The organism is Erwinia sp. V71 (assembly GCF_965644245.1).
In the GTDB taxonomy this organism is placed as follows: domain Bacteria; phylum Pseudomonadota; class Gammaproteobacteria; order Enterobacterales; family Enterobacteriaceae; genus Erwinia.
Genome location: NZ_CBFFRK010000049.1, coordinates 14707 through 29699, shown reverse-complemented (window position 1 = coordinate 29699; position 14993 = coordinate 14707). Strand labels below are relative to the sequence as shown.

Genomic DNA, 14993 nt, shown 5'->3' with positions numbered 1-14993 from the left:
GGACAAACCACATCAATCGTTGCCATCAATCATCCAAAGGGCAAAGAGTACAACAACACTAAGTCTGCGTCACGACCCCTTTTTTGCTTGTTTATTGGTCATGAAAAGGAAAAAATGACCATATTCAACTTAAAAATGGAAAGGAATTTTCTGCTATGATGCTTAACCTGACAGAAATGAAAATCCTCAAGCTGCTGCAGGATGATGCGCGGGTGACCAATCAGGTGCTGGCGGAGAAAATCGGGATGTCGGCATCTCCCTGCTGGCGCAAGGTGCGCAAACTTGAGGAAGATGAGGTCATCCAGGGGTATCGCGCGGTGCTGAACCGCAAAAAGATTGGCCTCGGGGTGATGGTATTTATTCGCGTGGTGATCGACAGCCACAGCGAAGCCGAAGCGAGGAAATTTGAGCAAGAGGTGACAGCGCTGGAAGATGTGGTGGCCTGTTACAGCATTGGTGGTGATGCGGATTTTCTGCTGCAGGTGGTGGCGTCCGATCTCGACTCGTATGCCGATTTTGCCATGTCGGTGGTACGCAGACTGCCCGGCATCAAAGAGATGCAGAGTATGTTTGTGCTGAAAGAGATTAAACCGCTGGTGGCGTATCCGATTAAGAAGGTAAGTGAAGGGGTATCAGGTTAACACCTCCGAACTGAAAGTCAGGCACCAGAGGCTCCTTCCCCCGCCTGCGGGGGAAGGCTGGGATGGGGGAGCAAACGACTCAGCATCTCAGATGTGTGCTCCCCCTCCCTGAACTCCCCCATTTTATGGGGGAGGGAAACGGTGCAAGGTTTAACTTTACGGTGCCGGATAAGTATAGCGACGGTGAATCGCTTCCAGCCCCTGCACCACCTCTTCACTCAGCGTCAGATTAAAGCTGTCGATATTGATCTTCAGTTGCTCCAGCGTGGTCGCGCCCAGCAGGGTGCTGGCGACAAACGGCTGCTGACGCACAAAGGCCAGTGCCATCTGTGACGGATCGAGATTGTGCTTCTTCGCCAGGGCAACATACTCGGCAATCGCCTGTTGTGACTGCTCACCGCTGTAGCGGGTGAAGCGGCTAAACAGCGTATTACGTGCCCCCGCCGGTTTAGCACCGTTCAGGTATTTGCCGCTCAGGGTGCCAAACGCCAGGCTGGAGTAAGCCAGCAGCTCAACGCCTTCATGCTGACTGATTTCCGCCAGCGCCAGCTCAAAGCTGCGGTTCAGCAGACTGTACGGGTTCTGAATGGTGACGATACGCGGCAGTTCATGCTTTTCCGCCAGCTGCAGATAGCGCATCACGCCCCATGGCGTTTCGTTCGAGACGCCGATATAGCGAATTTTACCCGCACGCACCTGCTCGTTCAGCGCTTCCAGCGTTTCCAGCAGCGTCACTGGTACACTGGTGTCGCTGTACTCGTAGTGCAGCTTGCCAAAGTAGTTGGCCGGGCGTTGTGGCCAGTGCAGCTGATAAAGATCGAGATAATCGGTATTCAGGCGTTTCAGCGAGGCATCCAGCGCTTCGCGGATATTTTTGCGATCCAGCGCCTGATTGGGGCGGATCGAGGCATCATTGCCGCGTACCGGACCTGCGACCTTCGAGGCCAGCACGATCTTGTCGCGGTTGCCGCGCTGTTTGATCCAGCTACCGATATAGCGTTCAGTTAACCCCTGGGTTTCCGGGCGAGGTGGCACCGGGTACATCTCAGCGGTATCAATCAGGTTGATACCGGAACTTAATGCCAAATCCAGTTGAGCATGGGCGTCGGCTTCGCTGTTCTGCTCACCAAACGTCATAGTTCCTAACCCCAGCGTGCTGACTTCCAGTGTGCTATGGGGGATACGGTGGTAGTGCATTTGCCGGCTTCCTTTTTTCATTTTGGAATGGATTAATCCTGGGTGCAGCATTTTTGACTATAACCGCGTGGGAGGTGAGGGGGAAGAGGGGATTTAGTCTGAAATGCGGATTCACGCTCGCGCCGCGCACTGACGGGTGGCGCGGCGGGCATCATATTCAGCGGGAATTAACGTTCAATAATGGTCGAGACGTCGTCGCCATTAATCTGCAGCTCATGTCCTGATTCATCGACATATTTTATCAGCCCGGTCTCTTTATCGATCTCCGGTTTGCCGTCGGTCATGATCATTTTGCCATCTTTGGTCGCCATAACGTAATCGCTGCTGCAACCGCTTACCAGTAATGCCAGCGCTATTGCCGCCGCACTTAACGTCCACTTCATTCGGCCTCTCCCGCAGTTTTCTCTTCAGTCTATCAGTGTAGTAATAAACGATTTGCTGCGGGAGAGTAATCACAGGATTCTGAATTGCGCTTTTGAGCATCCCCTTCTTACAGGGGATTTTTTTTACTGCGCATCAGGTTCAGCGCTTCTACTGCCATCGAGAAGAACATCGCGAAATAAATGTAACCTTTCGGTACATGGATGTTGAAGCTTTCCAGAATCAGGGTGAAACCAACCAGAATCAGGAACGCCAGCGCCAGCATTTTCACCGATGGATGGCGATCGACAAACTCACCCACTGCGCGGGCGGCGAACATCATCACACCAACGGCAATCACCACGGCGGCCATCATAATGAACAGATGGTCGGAGAGCCCCACGGCGGTAATCACGGAATCGAGGCTGAAGATAATATCCAGCAGCATAATCTGCACGATGGCGCCAAAGAAGGAGTGAACATTGGTTTTATGCTCTTCGTCGCCGCCTTCGATGGTTTCGTGGATCTCCATGCTCGATTTCCACAACAGGAACAGGCCACCAAACAGCAGGATAAAATCGCGCATTGAGAACGGATGATCGAACAGGGTGAACAGCGGGTTGGTCAGACGCACCACCCAGGCAATCGATGCCAGCAGCGCCAGACGCATCATCATCGCGCCAGCAAGACCAAGACGGCGGGCTTTGTTCTGTTGATGTTTGGGCAGCTTAGCGACAACCAGCGAGAGGAAAATAATATTATCAATCCCAAGCACGATTTCCAGGATGGTCAGCGTACCGAGCGCTAACCAGGCATTGGGATCTGCAATCCAGTCAAACATTGCGACGTCGTATCCTAAACGAAAGTTAAACGGCGATTATACGCATCATCCATAGCGTCGGGAATCATTTCGCCGCTGCGGTGGAAAAATCCTCCTGCGGGGGGCTCTGGCTGCGGGTTGATCAGCGGCCTGATATCCGCATCAATGAGGTCAGAGCAAAAAATGGCGTGCCAGCAACGGCGCGGTAAAGCTTTTCTTCAGATAAAAGCCGCGCGGCAGGGTCATAATTGGCTGACCATCTTCACCAATGCCTTCGGTCAGCGCTTTGCTGTTGGCGGCTTTCGGCCGGATTTGCAGATATTCGCCGTGGCGTGCCGTGATGCGTTCCACCTGGCCAAGTACGATCATGTCCATTAACTCTTCCCAGTCGCGGCGCAGCTGCTCTTCTTCATCTGCGTTCGGGCTCCAGAGTAGTGGTGCACCGACCCGGCGTTCTGCCAGCGGGATTGCACGGTCGCCCTCCACCGGTATCCACAACACCCGCGCCAGTTTGTGACGTACGTGGCTGGTCTGCCAGGTGACACCGCTGTTACCGGTCAGCGGCGCGACGCAGACAAAGGTGGTTTCCAGCGGACGCCCCAGGCTGTCCACTGGAATGGTTTTCAGTTCCACACCAATCTCGGCAAAGTCCTGTTCCGGTTTGCTGCCTGCGCTGGCACCGAGGTGCCGTTCCAGCAGCGCGCCGACCCAGCCTTTGTCACGTTTCAGATCCGCGGGCATCGGCAGCTGCGCACGTTGCGCCAGTTCCGCCAGCGTGTATCCCGCCAGTGACTGCGCGCGTGCCAGCAGGCTCGCCTCATCTTCAGGGGGAAGGATCTGCGGAAAATCAACGGCCATAACAATTCCTGCGGAGGGGGTTAAAAAACAGACAGTTAACGGGATGAACTGTTACTGCGTTCACGCCGCTGTGTAAAACAACAATAATAGCATGATTACTCATGGTTTTTTACCCCCTCCTTCCGGCCTGTGTGTGAAGGTGAGCAGCGGTTTTACCAGTTTGTCATCGACAATAAACAGGATCTTACACCGGGTTATCCACAGAAATGTGGGATAACTCATTGTTAAAAGGAATACTGTTTCTATTTACAGCCTTGACGACGGCTTTTTTTACCCGAATGCGTCATTTTGTGCGTAACTTATTGGCATATTCTGTGGATAAAAAAGTCGATGCTCGATCTTTCGCCAGCGGGAACAATGCACTTGTCGAACGGCGATAAACAGCGCAGCGCGTTCAGTGGTTAACGTTGCTATCGCTTTGATTGGTATTAATTAATTTCCTTGTGATGTAATGGCTTTTCGGTTGAATGAAAAAGTTGTACCCCGTTCACTACCGAGTTCTGCACAAAGCTATCCACAGAAAACGTGAATAAGATCGCCTTTTTCCGCCACCCTCTGTTTATAACTTTTAATATATCTGTGAGTTATCCCATTGTTATCCGGTGTTCCCGGGCACAACCAGTGGTTTACCGTCTGTAAGGAGTATGAAACAATCAGAACATCCGAGTTTTAATTTGAGGTAGTCCGGTGATCGATGATGATGGCTACCGCCCGAATGTTGGTATCGTAATCTGTAACAAGCAGGGACAAGTGTTGTGGGCAAGACGTTATGGACAACACTCCTGGCAGTTTCCGCAGGGGGGAATCAATCCAGGCGAAACTGCGGAACAGGCGATGTACCGCGAACTTTTCGAAGAAGTTGGGTTACACCGGAAAGACGTCCGTATTCTTGCTTCTACCCGTAACTGGTTACGTTATAAGTTGCCAAAACGTTTGGTGCGTTGGGACACAAAGCCGGTATGTATCGGCCAGAAACAAAAGTGGTTTCTTCTGCAGTTGATGTGTAATGACGCGGATATCAATATGCAAACCAGCAGCACGCCGGAGTTTGATGGCTGGCGCTGGGTGAGCTTCTGGTATCCGGTGCGCCAGGTGGTTTCCTTCAAGCGTGATGTGTATCGCCGCGTGATGAAGGAGTTTTCTGGTGTGGTAATGCCAGTGCAGGAGAGTTCTGTGCAGCGCAATGCGCCTGCTTATCGACGGAAAAGAGGTTAAGCCACGCAGATTATGCTCACACAGTTGCGCGATATTGTTGAGAAGGTGGCGGGTGCTCCACGATTACATGAATCGCTGGAGATTCTGGTTAACGAGATTTGCCTGGCGATGGACACGGAGGTCTGCTCCGTTTATCTCGCGGATCATGATCGTCGCTGCTACTACCTGATGGCAACGCGCGGACTGAAAAAACCGCGTGGGCGTACTGTTGCGCTGGCATTTGATGAAGGGATCGTCGGCCTGGTCGGGCGGCTGGCCGAGCCGATCAACCTCGCTGATGCACAAAAGCATCCCAGCTTTAAATATATTCCTTCCGTAAAAGAGGAGCGCTTCCGCTCCTTCCTCGGCGTGCCGATCATCAGCCGCCGTCAGCTGCTTGGTGTGCTGGTGGTGCAGCAGCGCGAGCATCGCCAGTTCGATGAGAGCGAAGAGTCCTTCCTGGTGACGCTGGCGACGCAGCTGGCGACGCTGCTGTCGCAATCGCAACTGCAGCAGCTGTTTGGTCAGTTCCGTCAGTCACGCATTCGTGCGCTGGCCGCCGCGCCGGGCGTGGCGGTGGCACCGGGCTGGGTTGACAATACCCAGCCGTCACTGGATCTGGTTTCCGCCGCCTCAACGCTGGACAGTCTGCGTGAGCGCGAACGTCTGCAGCTGGCAATGGCGGAAGCCTCCAATGAGTTCCGCCGCTACAGCAAACGCTTTACCGCCAGCGTGCAGAAAGAGAGCGCGGCGATTTTCGATCTCTATTCCCACCTGCTGACCGACGCGCGACTGAAGAAAGATCTGTTTGCGGCCATTGATGACGGCTCAGTGGCTGAGTGGGCGGTGAAAACCGTGATTGAAAAATTTGCCGCCCAGTTTGCCAGTCTGCAGGACAACTATCTGCGTGAACGCGCTGGCGATCTGCGCGTACTCGGTCAGCGCCTGCTGTTTCACCTCGACGACAGCCTGCAGGGCAACAATACCTGGCCGGAGCGCTTTGTGCTGGTGGCCGATGAACTGACCGCCACCACGCTGGCTGAGTTGCCGCCAGAGCGTCTGGCGGGCGTCGTGGTACGCGACGGCGCGTCCAACTCCCATGCCGCGATTCTGGTACGGGCGATGGGCATTCCGGCGGTGATGGGTGCGGATATTCAGCCGGAACAGCTGAATAAGCGACTGCTGATTGTCGACGGTTATCGCGGTGAGCTGCTGGTCGACCCGGAGCCGGTGCTGGTGCACGAGTACCAGCGGCTGGTGAGTGAAGAAAACGAACTCAGCAAGCTGGCGGAAGATGTTGTCGAGCAGCAGGGCGCACTGAAAAGCGGTGAGCGGGTACAGGTGATGCTGAATGCCGGTCTCAGCGCCGAGCATGAGCAGGCGCTGGGCAGCTGGGTGGATGGCATTGGTCTGTACCGTACGGAAATTCCGTTTATGCTGCAGAACGGCTTCCCGTCGGAAGAGGAACAGGTGGCGCAGTATCAGGGCATGCTGCAGATGTTTCTCGATAAACCGGTGACGCTGCGTACGCTGGATATCGGCGCTGATAAGCAACTGCCGTATATGCCGATTAGCGAAGAGAACCCCAGCCTGGGCTGGCGTGGTATTCGTCTGACGCTCGACCAGCCAGAGATTTTCCTGGTGCAGTTGCGTGCGATGCTGCGCGCCAACGTGGCGAGCGGCAACCTGAGTATTCTGCTGCCGATGATCACCAGCATGGATGAGATCGATGAAGCGAAACGGCTGATCGATCGCGCCGGGCGTGAAGTGGAAGAGATGCTGGGCTATGCGATCCCGAAACCGCGTATTGGCGTGATGATTGAAGTGCCGTCGATCCTGTTTATGATCCCGCATCTGGCGTCGCGCGTCGATTTTGTTTCGGTGGGGACTAACGACTTAACACAATATCTGCTTGCGGTGGATCGTAACAATACCCGCGTCGCCAGCCTGTATGACAGCCTGCATCCGGCGCTGCTGCAGGCGTTGCGCTGTATTGCTGAGCAGTCACAGCGGGCGGGCATTGAGCTATGCCTGTGCGGCGAAATGGCGGGCGATCCGATGTGTGTGGTGCTGCTGATTGGCCTCGGTTATTACCATCTCAGTATGAACGGCCGTAATGTGGCGCGGGTAAAATACCTGCTGCGCCATATCGATCGTGAAGAGGCAGAAAAACTGGCGGAGCGCAGTTTGCAGGCGCATACCGCGATTGAGGTACGCCATCAGGTGGCAGCCTTTATGGAACGACGCGGGCTGGGCGGCCTGATCCGCGGCGGGCGCTGATGCGGACAGCACAAACTGTTTGTCCGGTATACCAAAGTTTACAGTTCTCGCCCCCGTTACTATAACGCCTGTGCTATGATTCGCAGCCTTAGCAGGCCGCAAAGTGACTGATTTTTCATCAGTCACCGGCAGGATGCTTTGCGCTGCGCGTGCCAGCACGCACGAATTTACTTATTCAGCCGCCCACCGTTCAGGGCAGACAATTTTATGGTGAAAGATGAATAACGGCTATCTGGCTTTCCCTCAGTTTGATCCGGTGATTTTCTCCATCGGACCGGTTTCTCTCCACTGGTACGGTTTGATGTATCTGGTGGGCTTCGTCTTCGCCATGTGGCTGGCAACGCGTCGGGCGAATAAACCCGGCAGCGGCTGGAAAAAAGACGAAGTGGAAAACCTGCTGTATATGGGCTTCCTGGGCGTATTCCTCGGCGGTCGCCTGGGTTACGTGTTTTTCTACAACCTGCCGCTGTTCCTCGATAACCCACTGTACCTGTTTAAAGTCTGGGATGGCGGAATGTCATTCCACGGCGGGCTGCTGGGTGTGATTGCGGTGATGTTCTGGTACGCGCGCCGCACCAAACGTCATTTCTTCCAGGTTGCTGATTTTATTGCACCGCTGATCCCGTTCGGCCTTGGCGCAGGGCGTCTGGGCAACTTTATCAATGGCGAACTGTGGGGCCGTGTCGCACCGGACTTCCCGCTGGCGATGCTGTTCCCGGGTTCACGCGGCGAAGACCTGGCGCTGATCAACAGCCACCCGGAGTGGCAGTCGCTGCTGACCACCTACGGTGTGCTGCCGCGTCACCCTTCACAGGTGTACGAACTGCTGCTGGAAGGCGTGGTGCTGTTTATCATCCTTAATCTGTTTATCCGCAAATCACGTCCAATGGGTGCGGTGTCAGGCCTGTTCCTGATTTGCTACGGTATTTTCCGTATTATTATTGAATTCTTCCGCCAGCCGGATGCGCAGCTTGGCCTGTTTGGTGGCGTGATCAGCATGGGACAGATCCTGTCGATCCCAATGGTGCTGGCCGGTGTGATTATGATGATTTGGGCGTACCGTCGTCGCCCGCAGCAACAACTTTCGTGAGGAAAAATGAAACAGTATCTGGAGTTAATGCAGAAAGTGCTCACCGAGGGCACACCGAAAAACGATCGCACCGGAACCGGCACGCTGTCGATTTTTGGTCATCAGATGCGTTTCAATCTGCAGGAAGGTTTTCCGCTGGTGACCACCAAGCGCTGTCACCTGCGCTCAATTATCCATGAACTGCTGTGGTTCCTGCAGGGCAATACCAATATTGCTTATCTGCGGGAAAACAAGGTGACGATTTGGGATGAATGGGCGGATGAGAACGGCGATTTAGGCCCGGTCTACGGCAAACAGTGGCGCAGCTGGGGCACGCCGGATGGTCGCCAGATTGACCAGATCAGTAAGGTGCTGGAACAACTGAAACAGGACCCGGATTCACGCCGCATTATTGTATCGTCGTGGAATGTCGGTGAACTGGACGAAATGGCGCTGGCGCCATGCCACGCATTTTTCCAGTTCTATGTTGCAGACGGCAAGCTCTCCTGCCAGCTGTATCAGCGCTCCTGCGATGTGTTCCTCGGCCTGCCGTTTAATATCGCCAGCTATGCGCTGTTGGTGCATATGGTGGCGCAGCAGTGCGATCTGGAAGTGGGTGATTTTGTCTGGACCGGTGGCGATACCCACCTGTACAGCAACCACCTGGAACAGACCGCGTTACAGCTGTCGCGTGAACCGCGTCCGCTGCCGAAGCTGGTGATTAAGCGTAAGCCTGACTCGATTTTCGACTACACTTTCGACGATTTCGAGATCGAAGGCTACGATCCGCATCCGGCAATCAAAGCACCGGTCGCGATTTAACGCTCTGGCGGTGGTCGCTAGATCACCGCCGTTTTCTTTCTGTTGCCTGCATATTACCTGCCGTTATTGCGCTTCCCCGTATATTTTACTGCTGTATTCCTTATACCCGTCATCCTCTGCTGTCCTCATGCAGTGTTTCTGCGCTTTTTTATAGCAGTGATCTCCGTTTCACTCCCCGCTTTTATCTGTGCATTTACGGGTTTTGCGCGCTGCCACGCAAGTCTGTCTGCACAACGGTAAAGAGAGATACTTTCCTGCGTACTGTGCCGGAATTTGATGCTTTGCCCGTCGCCTGATGGTTCTCGCTGCGTCACACTGCATGCCATGAAAACCGATGATTCGCAGGGCTACACCCTGCCGGAATTGCTGCTTGTGTTACTGATTGTCGGCGTACTGGGTGTCAGTGCGCTGACGGGCTGGTCTCGCTGGCAACAGCAGCAGCGGCTGGCGGAAACCGCTCAGCAGATCCAGCACTTCCTGCTGCAACTGCGCGCACAGGCCAACTGGCATAACACCGAGCAGGTGTTGTGGCTGAAGCCAGGCGAGCACTGGTGTCTCGGCAGTGGTGAGATGCCGGTGGGGAACTGTGTTGCGGGTCAGCGCGATCAACTGATTGCGCCACATGCTGATGTCAGCATTGTCAATCTGACTCAGGGGCTGGGCTTCTACGGCAAACGCAATGTTGCACGGGCAGGCAATATCGAGTTCGCCAATGCTGCCGGTCAGTGGCGCATTATTGTGTCGGCGCGGGCGCGCATTCGTCTGTGTAAGGCGGAAGAGCAGGGTGACTGCCAGTGAAAAGTGCCGGGTTCAGCCTGATTGAAATGCTGATCGCGATGGCGGTCAGCGGGGTACTGATGCTGGGGGCGATGCGCCTGCTGCCGCAACTGCAGCAGCAGAATTTGCAACTGCTGGCGCAGTCACGTCTGGAAGAGGAGCTGCAACAGATGATGATGACGCTGGAAAAAGCGGTGCGTCGCGCGGGCTACTGCAATGGCGACTGCGGCGCAGGAGGATGGCAGATTGCGGATAAGGGCCAGTGCATGCTGGTGAAATGGGATGAAAACAGCAATGGCCGCTGGGAGGACAGCAACCATGCGGAGAGTGAATTTTATGGCTACCGGTTGCGTAATGACAGCCTGGAGATGCAGCGCGGAGTGACCCGCTGCGACGGCACAGGCTGGGAACGACTGTCCGACCCCGCGGTGATTACCGTGACGGGCTTTCAGATTGAACGCCATGATCGCACGATAAAACTCAGACTAAGCGGTTATGCCCAGTCGTCTCCGGCACGGGTAGTGACGCTGGAACAGTGGGTTAATGGAATGAATTTATGAGCCAGCACCAGGGAAATAGCAGAACAGAGGCGTTGAGAAGGCTGACATTACGCCAGCAACAGGGAAGCGGGGCGTTGGGTATGGTGGTGTTGATCTTACTACTGGGTGGTGCGCTTCTGCATGCTACCCGTCAGCAGCTGGATGCCGCGCTGACGATGGTCGCGCAGGAGCGGCAGCATATTATTGATTACTATGCGGCCCAGGCCGCGCTGGAATGGGGAAGTCAGCTAAGCTGGCCTGACAGCAGCGGCTGGCAGTGCCAGACGGAAACACAGCAGCAGTGGCGTGTTTGCCTGCAGCGTAATGATCCGCTGCGTATTTTACTGCGCGGCGAGCACCTGGCACAGCCGCTGGCACTCTGGCAGTGGGTGGAACCGGACGGGCAGCGTCTACGCCCGCTGGCGCATGGCTGGATTGATTTCTGTCCGTTAACCCATGACGCGGATTGTCTGCCCGATGACGCCTAGACACCAGCAAGGCTTCAGTTTGCCAGAAGTGCTGTTTGCACTGTTGCTGTTCAGCCTGAGTTTAATGGCGTTGCTGCAGTATCAGCGGGCGCTGACACTGGGCTTTGCCCAGCAGTGGCAGCAGCGCCAGGCGTGGCGCTACGCTGCACAACGGATTGAAGGGCAGGAGATCAGTGGCTGGCAGACGCAGCTACAGACGCAGTCTGGTCCGGGAGGGTGCCAGCTGCTGACCGCGCAGGTGCGTGGAACGCTGGGGCGCGAAGCGCGGTTAACGACGTTGCGCTGTGAGCCGTGAAAGACCATCTGATAAGCTGCTGATCGAAAAAATGGACACAGGGCCGGTTTTTTTCAGCCTAACGGCCAGCGAACTGAACCGCTGCGTCCAGGGCTGAGCGGTATAAAAAACAGACGTATGGCTGTTGGACCTGTCAGGCGATAGAAAAGCTTATCAACCGTTCTGCGTAGCGTGTCGCGAATGTGTGAAATCCCCCACCACACATTTGCATCACGAAAGATAAAAGTTACAGTGTCGGCAGTAACGGCAGTGCATTGGCCGGATAAAACAGGAGCAGTAATGTTTAGGGTTTACCACTCCAACCAGCTTGATTTACTGAAGACGCTGGCGGCGCATCTGATTGACAGTCAGCCGCTGCGCGATCCTTTTCAGCAGGAAGTGGTGCTGGTGCAGAGCCCGGGGATGGCGCAATGGTTGCAGATGTCGCTGGCCGATCATTTCGGTATTGCTGCCAATATTGAGTTCCCGCTGCCCGCCAGTTTTATCTGGCAGATGTTTGTGCGTGTGCTGCCGGGCATTCCTGAAGAGAGCGCCTTCAACAAAGCCAGCATGAGCTGGAAACTGATGACTCTGCTGCCGCAGATGCTCACGCGCCCGGAATTTACCGTGCTGAGCCACTATCTCACCGATGACGATGACAAGCGCAAACTGTTCCAGCTGGCGGCGCGTGTCGCTGACCTGTTTGACCAGTATCTGGTGTATCGACCGGACTGGCTGAACCGCTGGGAAAAGGGCGAACTGATTGAAGGGCTCGGTGATGCCCAGCAGTGGCAGGCACCGCTGTGGGCGGCGCTGGTGGCGTATACCCATCAGCTGGAACAGCCTGAATGGCACCGTGCCAACCTGTATGCCCGCTTTATCAGTACGCTGGAAAATGCCACTGAACGCCCGGCGGGACTGCCGGACCGGGTATTTATTTGTGGTATTTCCGCGCTGCCGCCGGTTTATCTGCAGGCGCTGCAGGCGCTGGGTAAACATATTGATATTCATCTGCTGTTCACCAACCCCTGCCGCCATTACTGGGGCGATATCCAGGATTACGCGTTTCTGGCGAAGCTGCAGAGCCGCCGCCGCCGTCATTATCGCGAGGCGCGTGACAGCGAACTGTTCCGCGACAGCGCCCGCGCCGCCACGCTGTTTAATGATGCTGGCGAGCAGCAACTGAGTAATCCGCTGCTCGCGTCCTGGGGAAAACTGGGCCGTGACAACCTGTTTTTGCTGTCCGGCATGGAAGCACAGGAAGTGGATGCGTTTGTGGATATTACCCCGGACTCACTGCTGCATCAGGTACAGCGCGATATGCTGGAGCTGGAAGATCACGCAGTGATTGGCGTTAATGCGGATGAGCTGGCGAACAGCACCAGTAAGCGTGTTCTGCGGCCAGACGACCGATCGTTGTCGCTGCATATCTGCCACAGCCCGCAGCGCGAAGTTGAAGTGTTGCATGACCGCCTGCTGGCCATGATGGCGGACGATCCTGCGCTGTCGCCGCGCGATATTATCGTGATGGTCGCTGATATTGATGCTTACACACCCTTTATTCAGGCGGTATTTGGCAATGCGCCTCCTGAGCGTTTTCTGCCGTTTGCCATTTCGGATCGCCGCGCCAGCCAGGCGCACCCGGCGTTGCAGGCGTTTATCAGTCTGCTGAGTCTGCCAGACAGCCGTTTTGCCAGTGAAGAAGTGCTGGCATTGCTGGAAGTGCCCGCGCTGGCGGCACGCTTTAATATTGATGAATCCGCCATGCGTCGCCTGCGTCAGTGGGTGGCTGAATCCGGTATCCGCTGGGGGCTGGACGACGATAATGTGCGTGAACTGGCGCTACCCGCTACAGGGCAGCATACCTGGCGTTTTGGCATCACCCGTATGCTGCTCGGCTATGCGATGGAAAGTCACACTGGTGACTGGCAGGGGATTTTGCCGTATGACGAATCGAGCGGTCTGATTGCCGAGCTGGCAGGGAATCTGGCGGAGCTGCTGATGCAGCTGAATCAGTGGCGGCAGCAGTTATCTCAGGCACGCTCGCTGGAGGAATGGCTGCCGCTGTGCCGCCAGTTGCTGACGGATTTCTTTGTCGCGGATGCCACCACAGAAGCAGCGCTGGCGCTGATTGAAGAGCAGTGGCAGCAGGTGATGGCGTATGGCATTCAGGCACGCTACCCGCAGGCGGTGCCGCTGACGCTGTTGCGTGATGAGCTGGCGTCACGTCTTGATCAGCAACGTATCAGCCAGCGTTTCCTCGCCGGCCCGGTGAATTTCTGCACCCTGATGCCGATGCGTTCGATTCCGTTTAAGGTGGTCTGCCTGCTGGGTATGAATGATGGCGTTTATCCGCGCACCCTGCCGGCGCTGGGCTTTGATCTGATGAGCCAGCAGATGCGCAAAGGCGACCGCAGCCGCCGTGATGATGACCGCTACCTGTTCCTTGAAGCGCTGTTGTCGGCGCAGGAAAGGCTCTATATCAGTTATATCGGTCGCTCAATTCAGGATAACAGCGAACGTCATCCGTCGGTGCTGGTCAGCGAACTGCTCGACTATATCGCACAAAGTTTCCGCCTGCCGGATGATGCGGCGCTGGATATCGACACCAGTTCGCAAAAGGTGCTGGCGCATATCCAGCATCTGCACAGCCGCATGCCATTTGCCGCGGAAAACTTTATCCCTGACGCAGAGTTCCGCAGTTTTGCCGCCGAGTGGCTGCCTGCCGCCAGTGGGCTGGGCGTAGCGCATCCGCCGTTTATGCAACCGCTGCCTGCGTTACCGCTGACAGATCTCAATTTCGAACAACTGGTCCGCTTCTGGCATCACCCGGTCAGAACCTTCTTTACCCAGCGTCTTGGTGTCAGTTTCAGTCTGGAAGAGACCGAATTGCCGGACGCCGAACCCTTCGAGCTGGACAGCCTTGGGCGTTACCAGATTAACGCGCAACTGCTTAATGCGCTGATTGACGGCCAGGACAGCCAGCAGCTGTTTGCTTATCATCGCGCCGCCGGCAATCTGCCGTATGGCGCGTTTGGCGAGCTGTTCTGGCAGGCGCAGAACGACGAAATGGTGACCCTGGCGCAACTGGTGACTGAACAGCGCCGCGACAGTGACAGTCGTGAAATCAATCTGCAAATCGACGACGTCCAGCTAACCGGCTGGCTGGCGCAGGTGCAGGATGATGGCTTACTGCGCTGGCGGCCAGGCATCCTCAATTTTACCGATGGCATGGCATTGTGGCTGGAGCATCTGGTGTACTGCATGAGTGGCGGCACTGGTCGCAGCCGCATGCTGGGACGCAAAGAGAGCCAGTGGGCGTTTGATGCCATAAGTGCAGAAGACGCCGCGCAATGGCTGGCGCGTTATGTCGACGGTTATCGCGCGGGCATGTCCGCGCCCCTGTTGCTGCTGGCGAAAAGCGGCGGCGCCTGGCTGAATGCCTGTTACGACGCCAGCAGCGACAGCCTGCTGCTGGATGATGCCACGCAGGCGAAAGCGCGGGTGAAGCTGCTGCAGGCGTGGCAGGGCGATTATCAGACGGATGGTGAGGGCAGCGATCCCTGGCTGCAACGGCTGTTCCGTACTCCTGATGAAGAGTGTATCCGGACTATATGCCAGCAGGCGGAACAGTGGCTGTTACCGCTGCTGCGCTTTAATCGCGGCGGATAACG

Annotated in this window: 15 protein-coding genes; 10 read left to right on the top strand and 5 right to left on the bottom strand. The window is 55.9% G+C overall.

Annotation, left to right across the window (positions count from 1 at the left end):
- Positions 1-155 precede the first annotated feature (155 nt).
- Positions 156-641: an Lrp/AsnC family transcriptional regulator gene (locus ACSZO1_RS12100; RefSeq protein WP_437612842.1), complete on the top strand. Its 486-nt coding sequence runs from the start codon at positions 156-158 to the stop codon at positions 639-641.
- A 156-nt stretch (positions 642-797) separates the two neighbouring features.
- Here the strand turns inward: ACSZO1_RS12100 and ACSZO1_RS12095 are convergent, their stop codons facing one another.
- From ACSZO1_RS12095 to ACSZO1_RS12075, 5 genes are all read right to left on the bottom strand, one after another.
- Entirely contained in the window at positions 798-1838 is a 1041-nt protein-coding gene (locus tag ACSZO1_RS12095; protein ID WP_437612840.1) for an NADP(H)-dependent aldo-keto reductase, read from the bottom strand.
- A 167-nt stretch (positions 1839-2005) separates the two neighbouring features.
- Positions 2006-2221 (bottom strand): YgdI/YgdR family lipoprotein, encoded by a 216-nt coding sequence (locus ACSZO1_RS12090; RefSeq protein WP_437612838.1) that lies wholly within the window; start codon positions 2219-2221, stop codon positions 2006-2008.
- A gap of 107 nt (positions 2222-2328) precedes the next feature.
- Positions 2329-3039 (bottom strand): TerC family protein, encoded by a 711-nt coding sequence (locus ACSZO1_RS12085; RefSeq protein ID WP_437612836.1) that lies wholly within the window; start codon positions 3037-3039, stop codon positions 2329-2331.
- Between the two features lie 150 nt (positions 3040-3189).
- A complete protein-coding gene (gene mutH / locus ACSZO1_RS12080) occupies positions 3190-3876 on the bottom strand; it encodes a DNA mismatch repair endonuclease MutH (protein ID WP_437612834.1) in 687 nt (228 codons plus the stop codon).
- 99 nt (positions 3877-3975) lie between these two features.
- A complete protein-coding gene (locus tag ACSZO1_RS12075; protein WP_437612846.1) occupies positions 3976-4122 on the bottom strand; it encodes a hypothetical protein in 147 nt (48 codons plus the stop codon).
- Between the two features lie 441 nt (positions 4123-4563).
- Here ACSZO1_RS12075 and rppH point away from each other — a divergent pair, with 441 nt between their 5' ends.
- From rppH to recC, 9 genes are all read left to right on the top strand, one after another.
- Entirely contained in the window at positions 4564-5091 is a 528-nt protein-coding gene (rppH, locus tag ACSZO1_RS12070; RefSeq protein WP_437612832.1) for an RNA pyrophosphohydrolase, read from the top strand.
- 12 nt (positions 5092-5103) lie between these two features.
- Positions 5104-7350, top strand: coding sequence for a phosphoenolpyruvate--protein phosphotransferase (gene ptsP / locus ACSZO1_RS12065; protein ID WP_437612830.1), 2247 nt, complete (start codon positions 5104-5106; stop codon positions 7348-7350).
- 217 nt (positions 7351-7567) lie between these two features.
- Entirely contained in the window at positions 7568-8440 is an 873-nt protein-coding gene (lgt, locus tag ACSZO1_RS12060; RefSeq protein ID WP_437612828.1) for a prolipoprotein diacylglyceryl transferase, read from the top strand.
- Between the two features lie 6 nt (positions 8441-8446).
- Positions 8447-9241 (top strand): thymidylate synthase, encoded by a 795-nt coding sequence (thyA, locus tag ACSZO1_RS12055; RefSeq protein ID WP_437612826.1) that lies wholly within the window; start codon positions 8447-8449, stop codon positions 9239-9241.
- A 324-nt stretch (positions 9242-9565) separates the two neighbouring features.
- On the top strand, positions 9566-10039 hold the full coding sequence (locus ACSZO1_RS12050; RefSeq protein WP_437612825.1) for a prepilin peptidase-dependent protein: 474 nt from the start codon (positions 9566-9568) through the stop codon (positions 10037-10039).
- Positions 10030-10578, top strand: coding sequence for a prepilin peptidase-dependent protein (locus ACSZO1_RS12045; RefSeq protein ID WP_437612844.1), 549 nt, complete (start codon positions 10030-10032; stop codon positions 10576-10578). The genes ACSZO1_RS12050 and ACSZO1_RS12045 overlap by 10 nt, the downstream gene beginning before the upstream one ends.
- Positions 10575-11045 (top strand): DUF2509 family protein, encoded by a 471-nt coding sequence (locus tag ACSZO1_RS12040; protein WP_437612823.1) that lies wholly within the window; start codon positions 10575-10577, stop codon positions 11043-11045. Before ACSZO1_RS12045 ends, ACSZO1_RS12040 begins: the two co-directional genes overlap by 4 nt.
- Complete coding sequence (locus ACSZO1_RS12035) at positions 11035-11340, top strand: prepilin-type N-terminal cleavage/methylation domain-containing protein (protein WP_437612821.1); 306 nt, start codon at positions 11035-11037, stop codon at positions 11338-11340. Before ACSZO1_RS12040 ends, ACSZO1_RS12035 begins: the two co-directional genes overlap by 11 nt.
- Before the next feature lie 279 nt (positions 11341-11619).
- The gene (gene recC, locus ACSZO1_RS12030; RefSeq protein ID WP_437612819.1) at positions 11620-14991 is read left to right on the top strand and encodes an exodeoxyribonuclease V subunit gamma; all 3372 of its coding nucleotides are present in this window, start codon (positions 11620-11622) and stop codon (positions 14989-14991) included.
- Positions 14992-14993: the final 2 nt, after the last annotated feature.

Coding starts and splice junctions, on each gene's coding strand:
- ACSZO1_RS12100 (WP_437612842.1), top strand. CDS start 156: ATGATGCTTAACCTGACAGAAATGAAAATCCTCAAGCTGCTGCAGGAT.
- ACSZO1_RS12095 (WP_437612840.1), bottom strand. CDS start 1,838: ATGCACTACCACCGTATCCCCCATAGCACACTGGAAGTCAGCACGCTG.
- ACSZO1_RS12090 (WP_437612838.1), bottom strand. CDS start 2,221: ATGAAGTGGACGTTAAGTGCGGCGGCAATAGCGCTGGCATTACTGGTA.
- ACSZO1_RS12085 (WP_437612836.1), bottom strand. CDS start 3,039: ATGTTTGACTGGATTGCAGATCCCAATGCCTGGTTAGCGCTCGGTACG.
- mutH (WP_437612834.1), bottom strand. CDS start 3,876: ATGGCCGTTGATTTTCCGCAGATCCTTCCCCCTGAAGATGAGGCGAGC.
- ptsP (WP_437612830.1), top strand. CDS start 5,104: ATGCTCACACAGTTGCGCGATATTGTTGAGAAGGTGGCGGGTGCTCCA.
- lgt (WP_437612828.1), top strand. CDS start 7,568: ATGAATAACGGCTATCTGGCTTTCCCTCAGTTTGATCCGGTGATTTTC.
- thyA (WP_437612826.1), top strand. CDS start 8,447: ATGAAACAGTATCTGGAGTTAATGCAGAAAGTGCTCACCGAGGGCACA.
- ACSZO1_RS12050 (WP_437612825.1), top strand. CDS start 9,566: ATGAAAACCGATGATTCGCAGGGCTACACCCTGCCGGAATTGCTGCTT.
- ACSZO1_RS12040 (WP_437612823.1), top strand. CDS start 10,575: ATGAGCCAGCACCAGGGAAATAGCAGAACAGAGGCGTTGAGAAGGCTG.
- ACSZO1_RS12035 (WP_437612821.1), top strand. CDS start 11,035: ATGACGCCTAGACACCAGCAAGGCTTCAGTTTGCCAGAAGTGCTGTTT.
- recC (WP_437612819.1), top strand. CDS start 11,620: ATGTTTAGGGTTTACCACTCCAACCAGCTTGATTTACTGAAGACGCTG.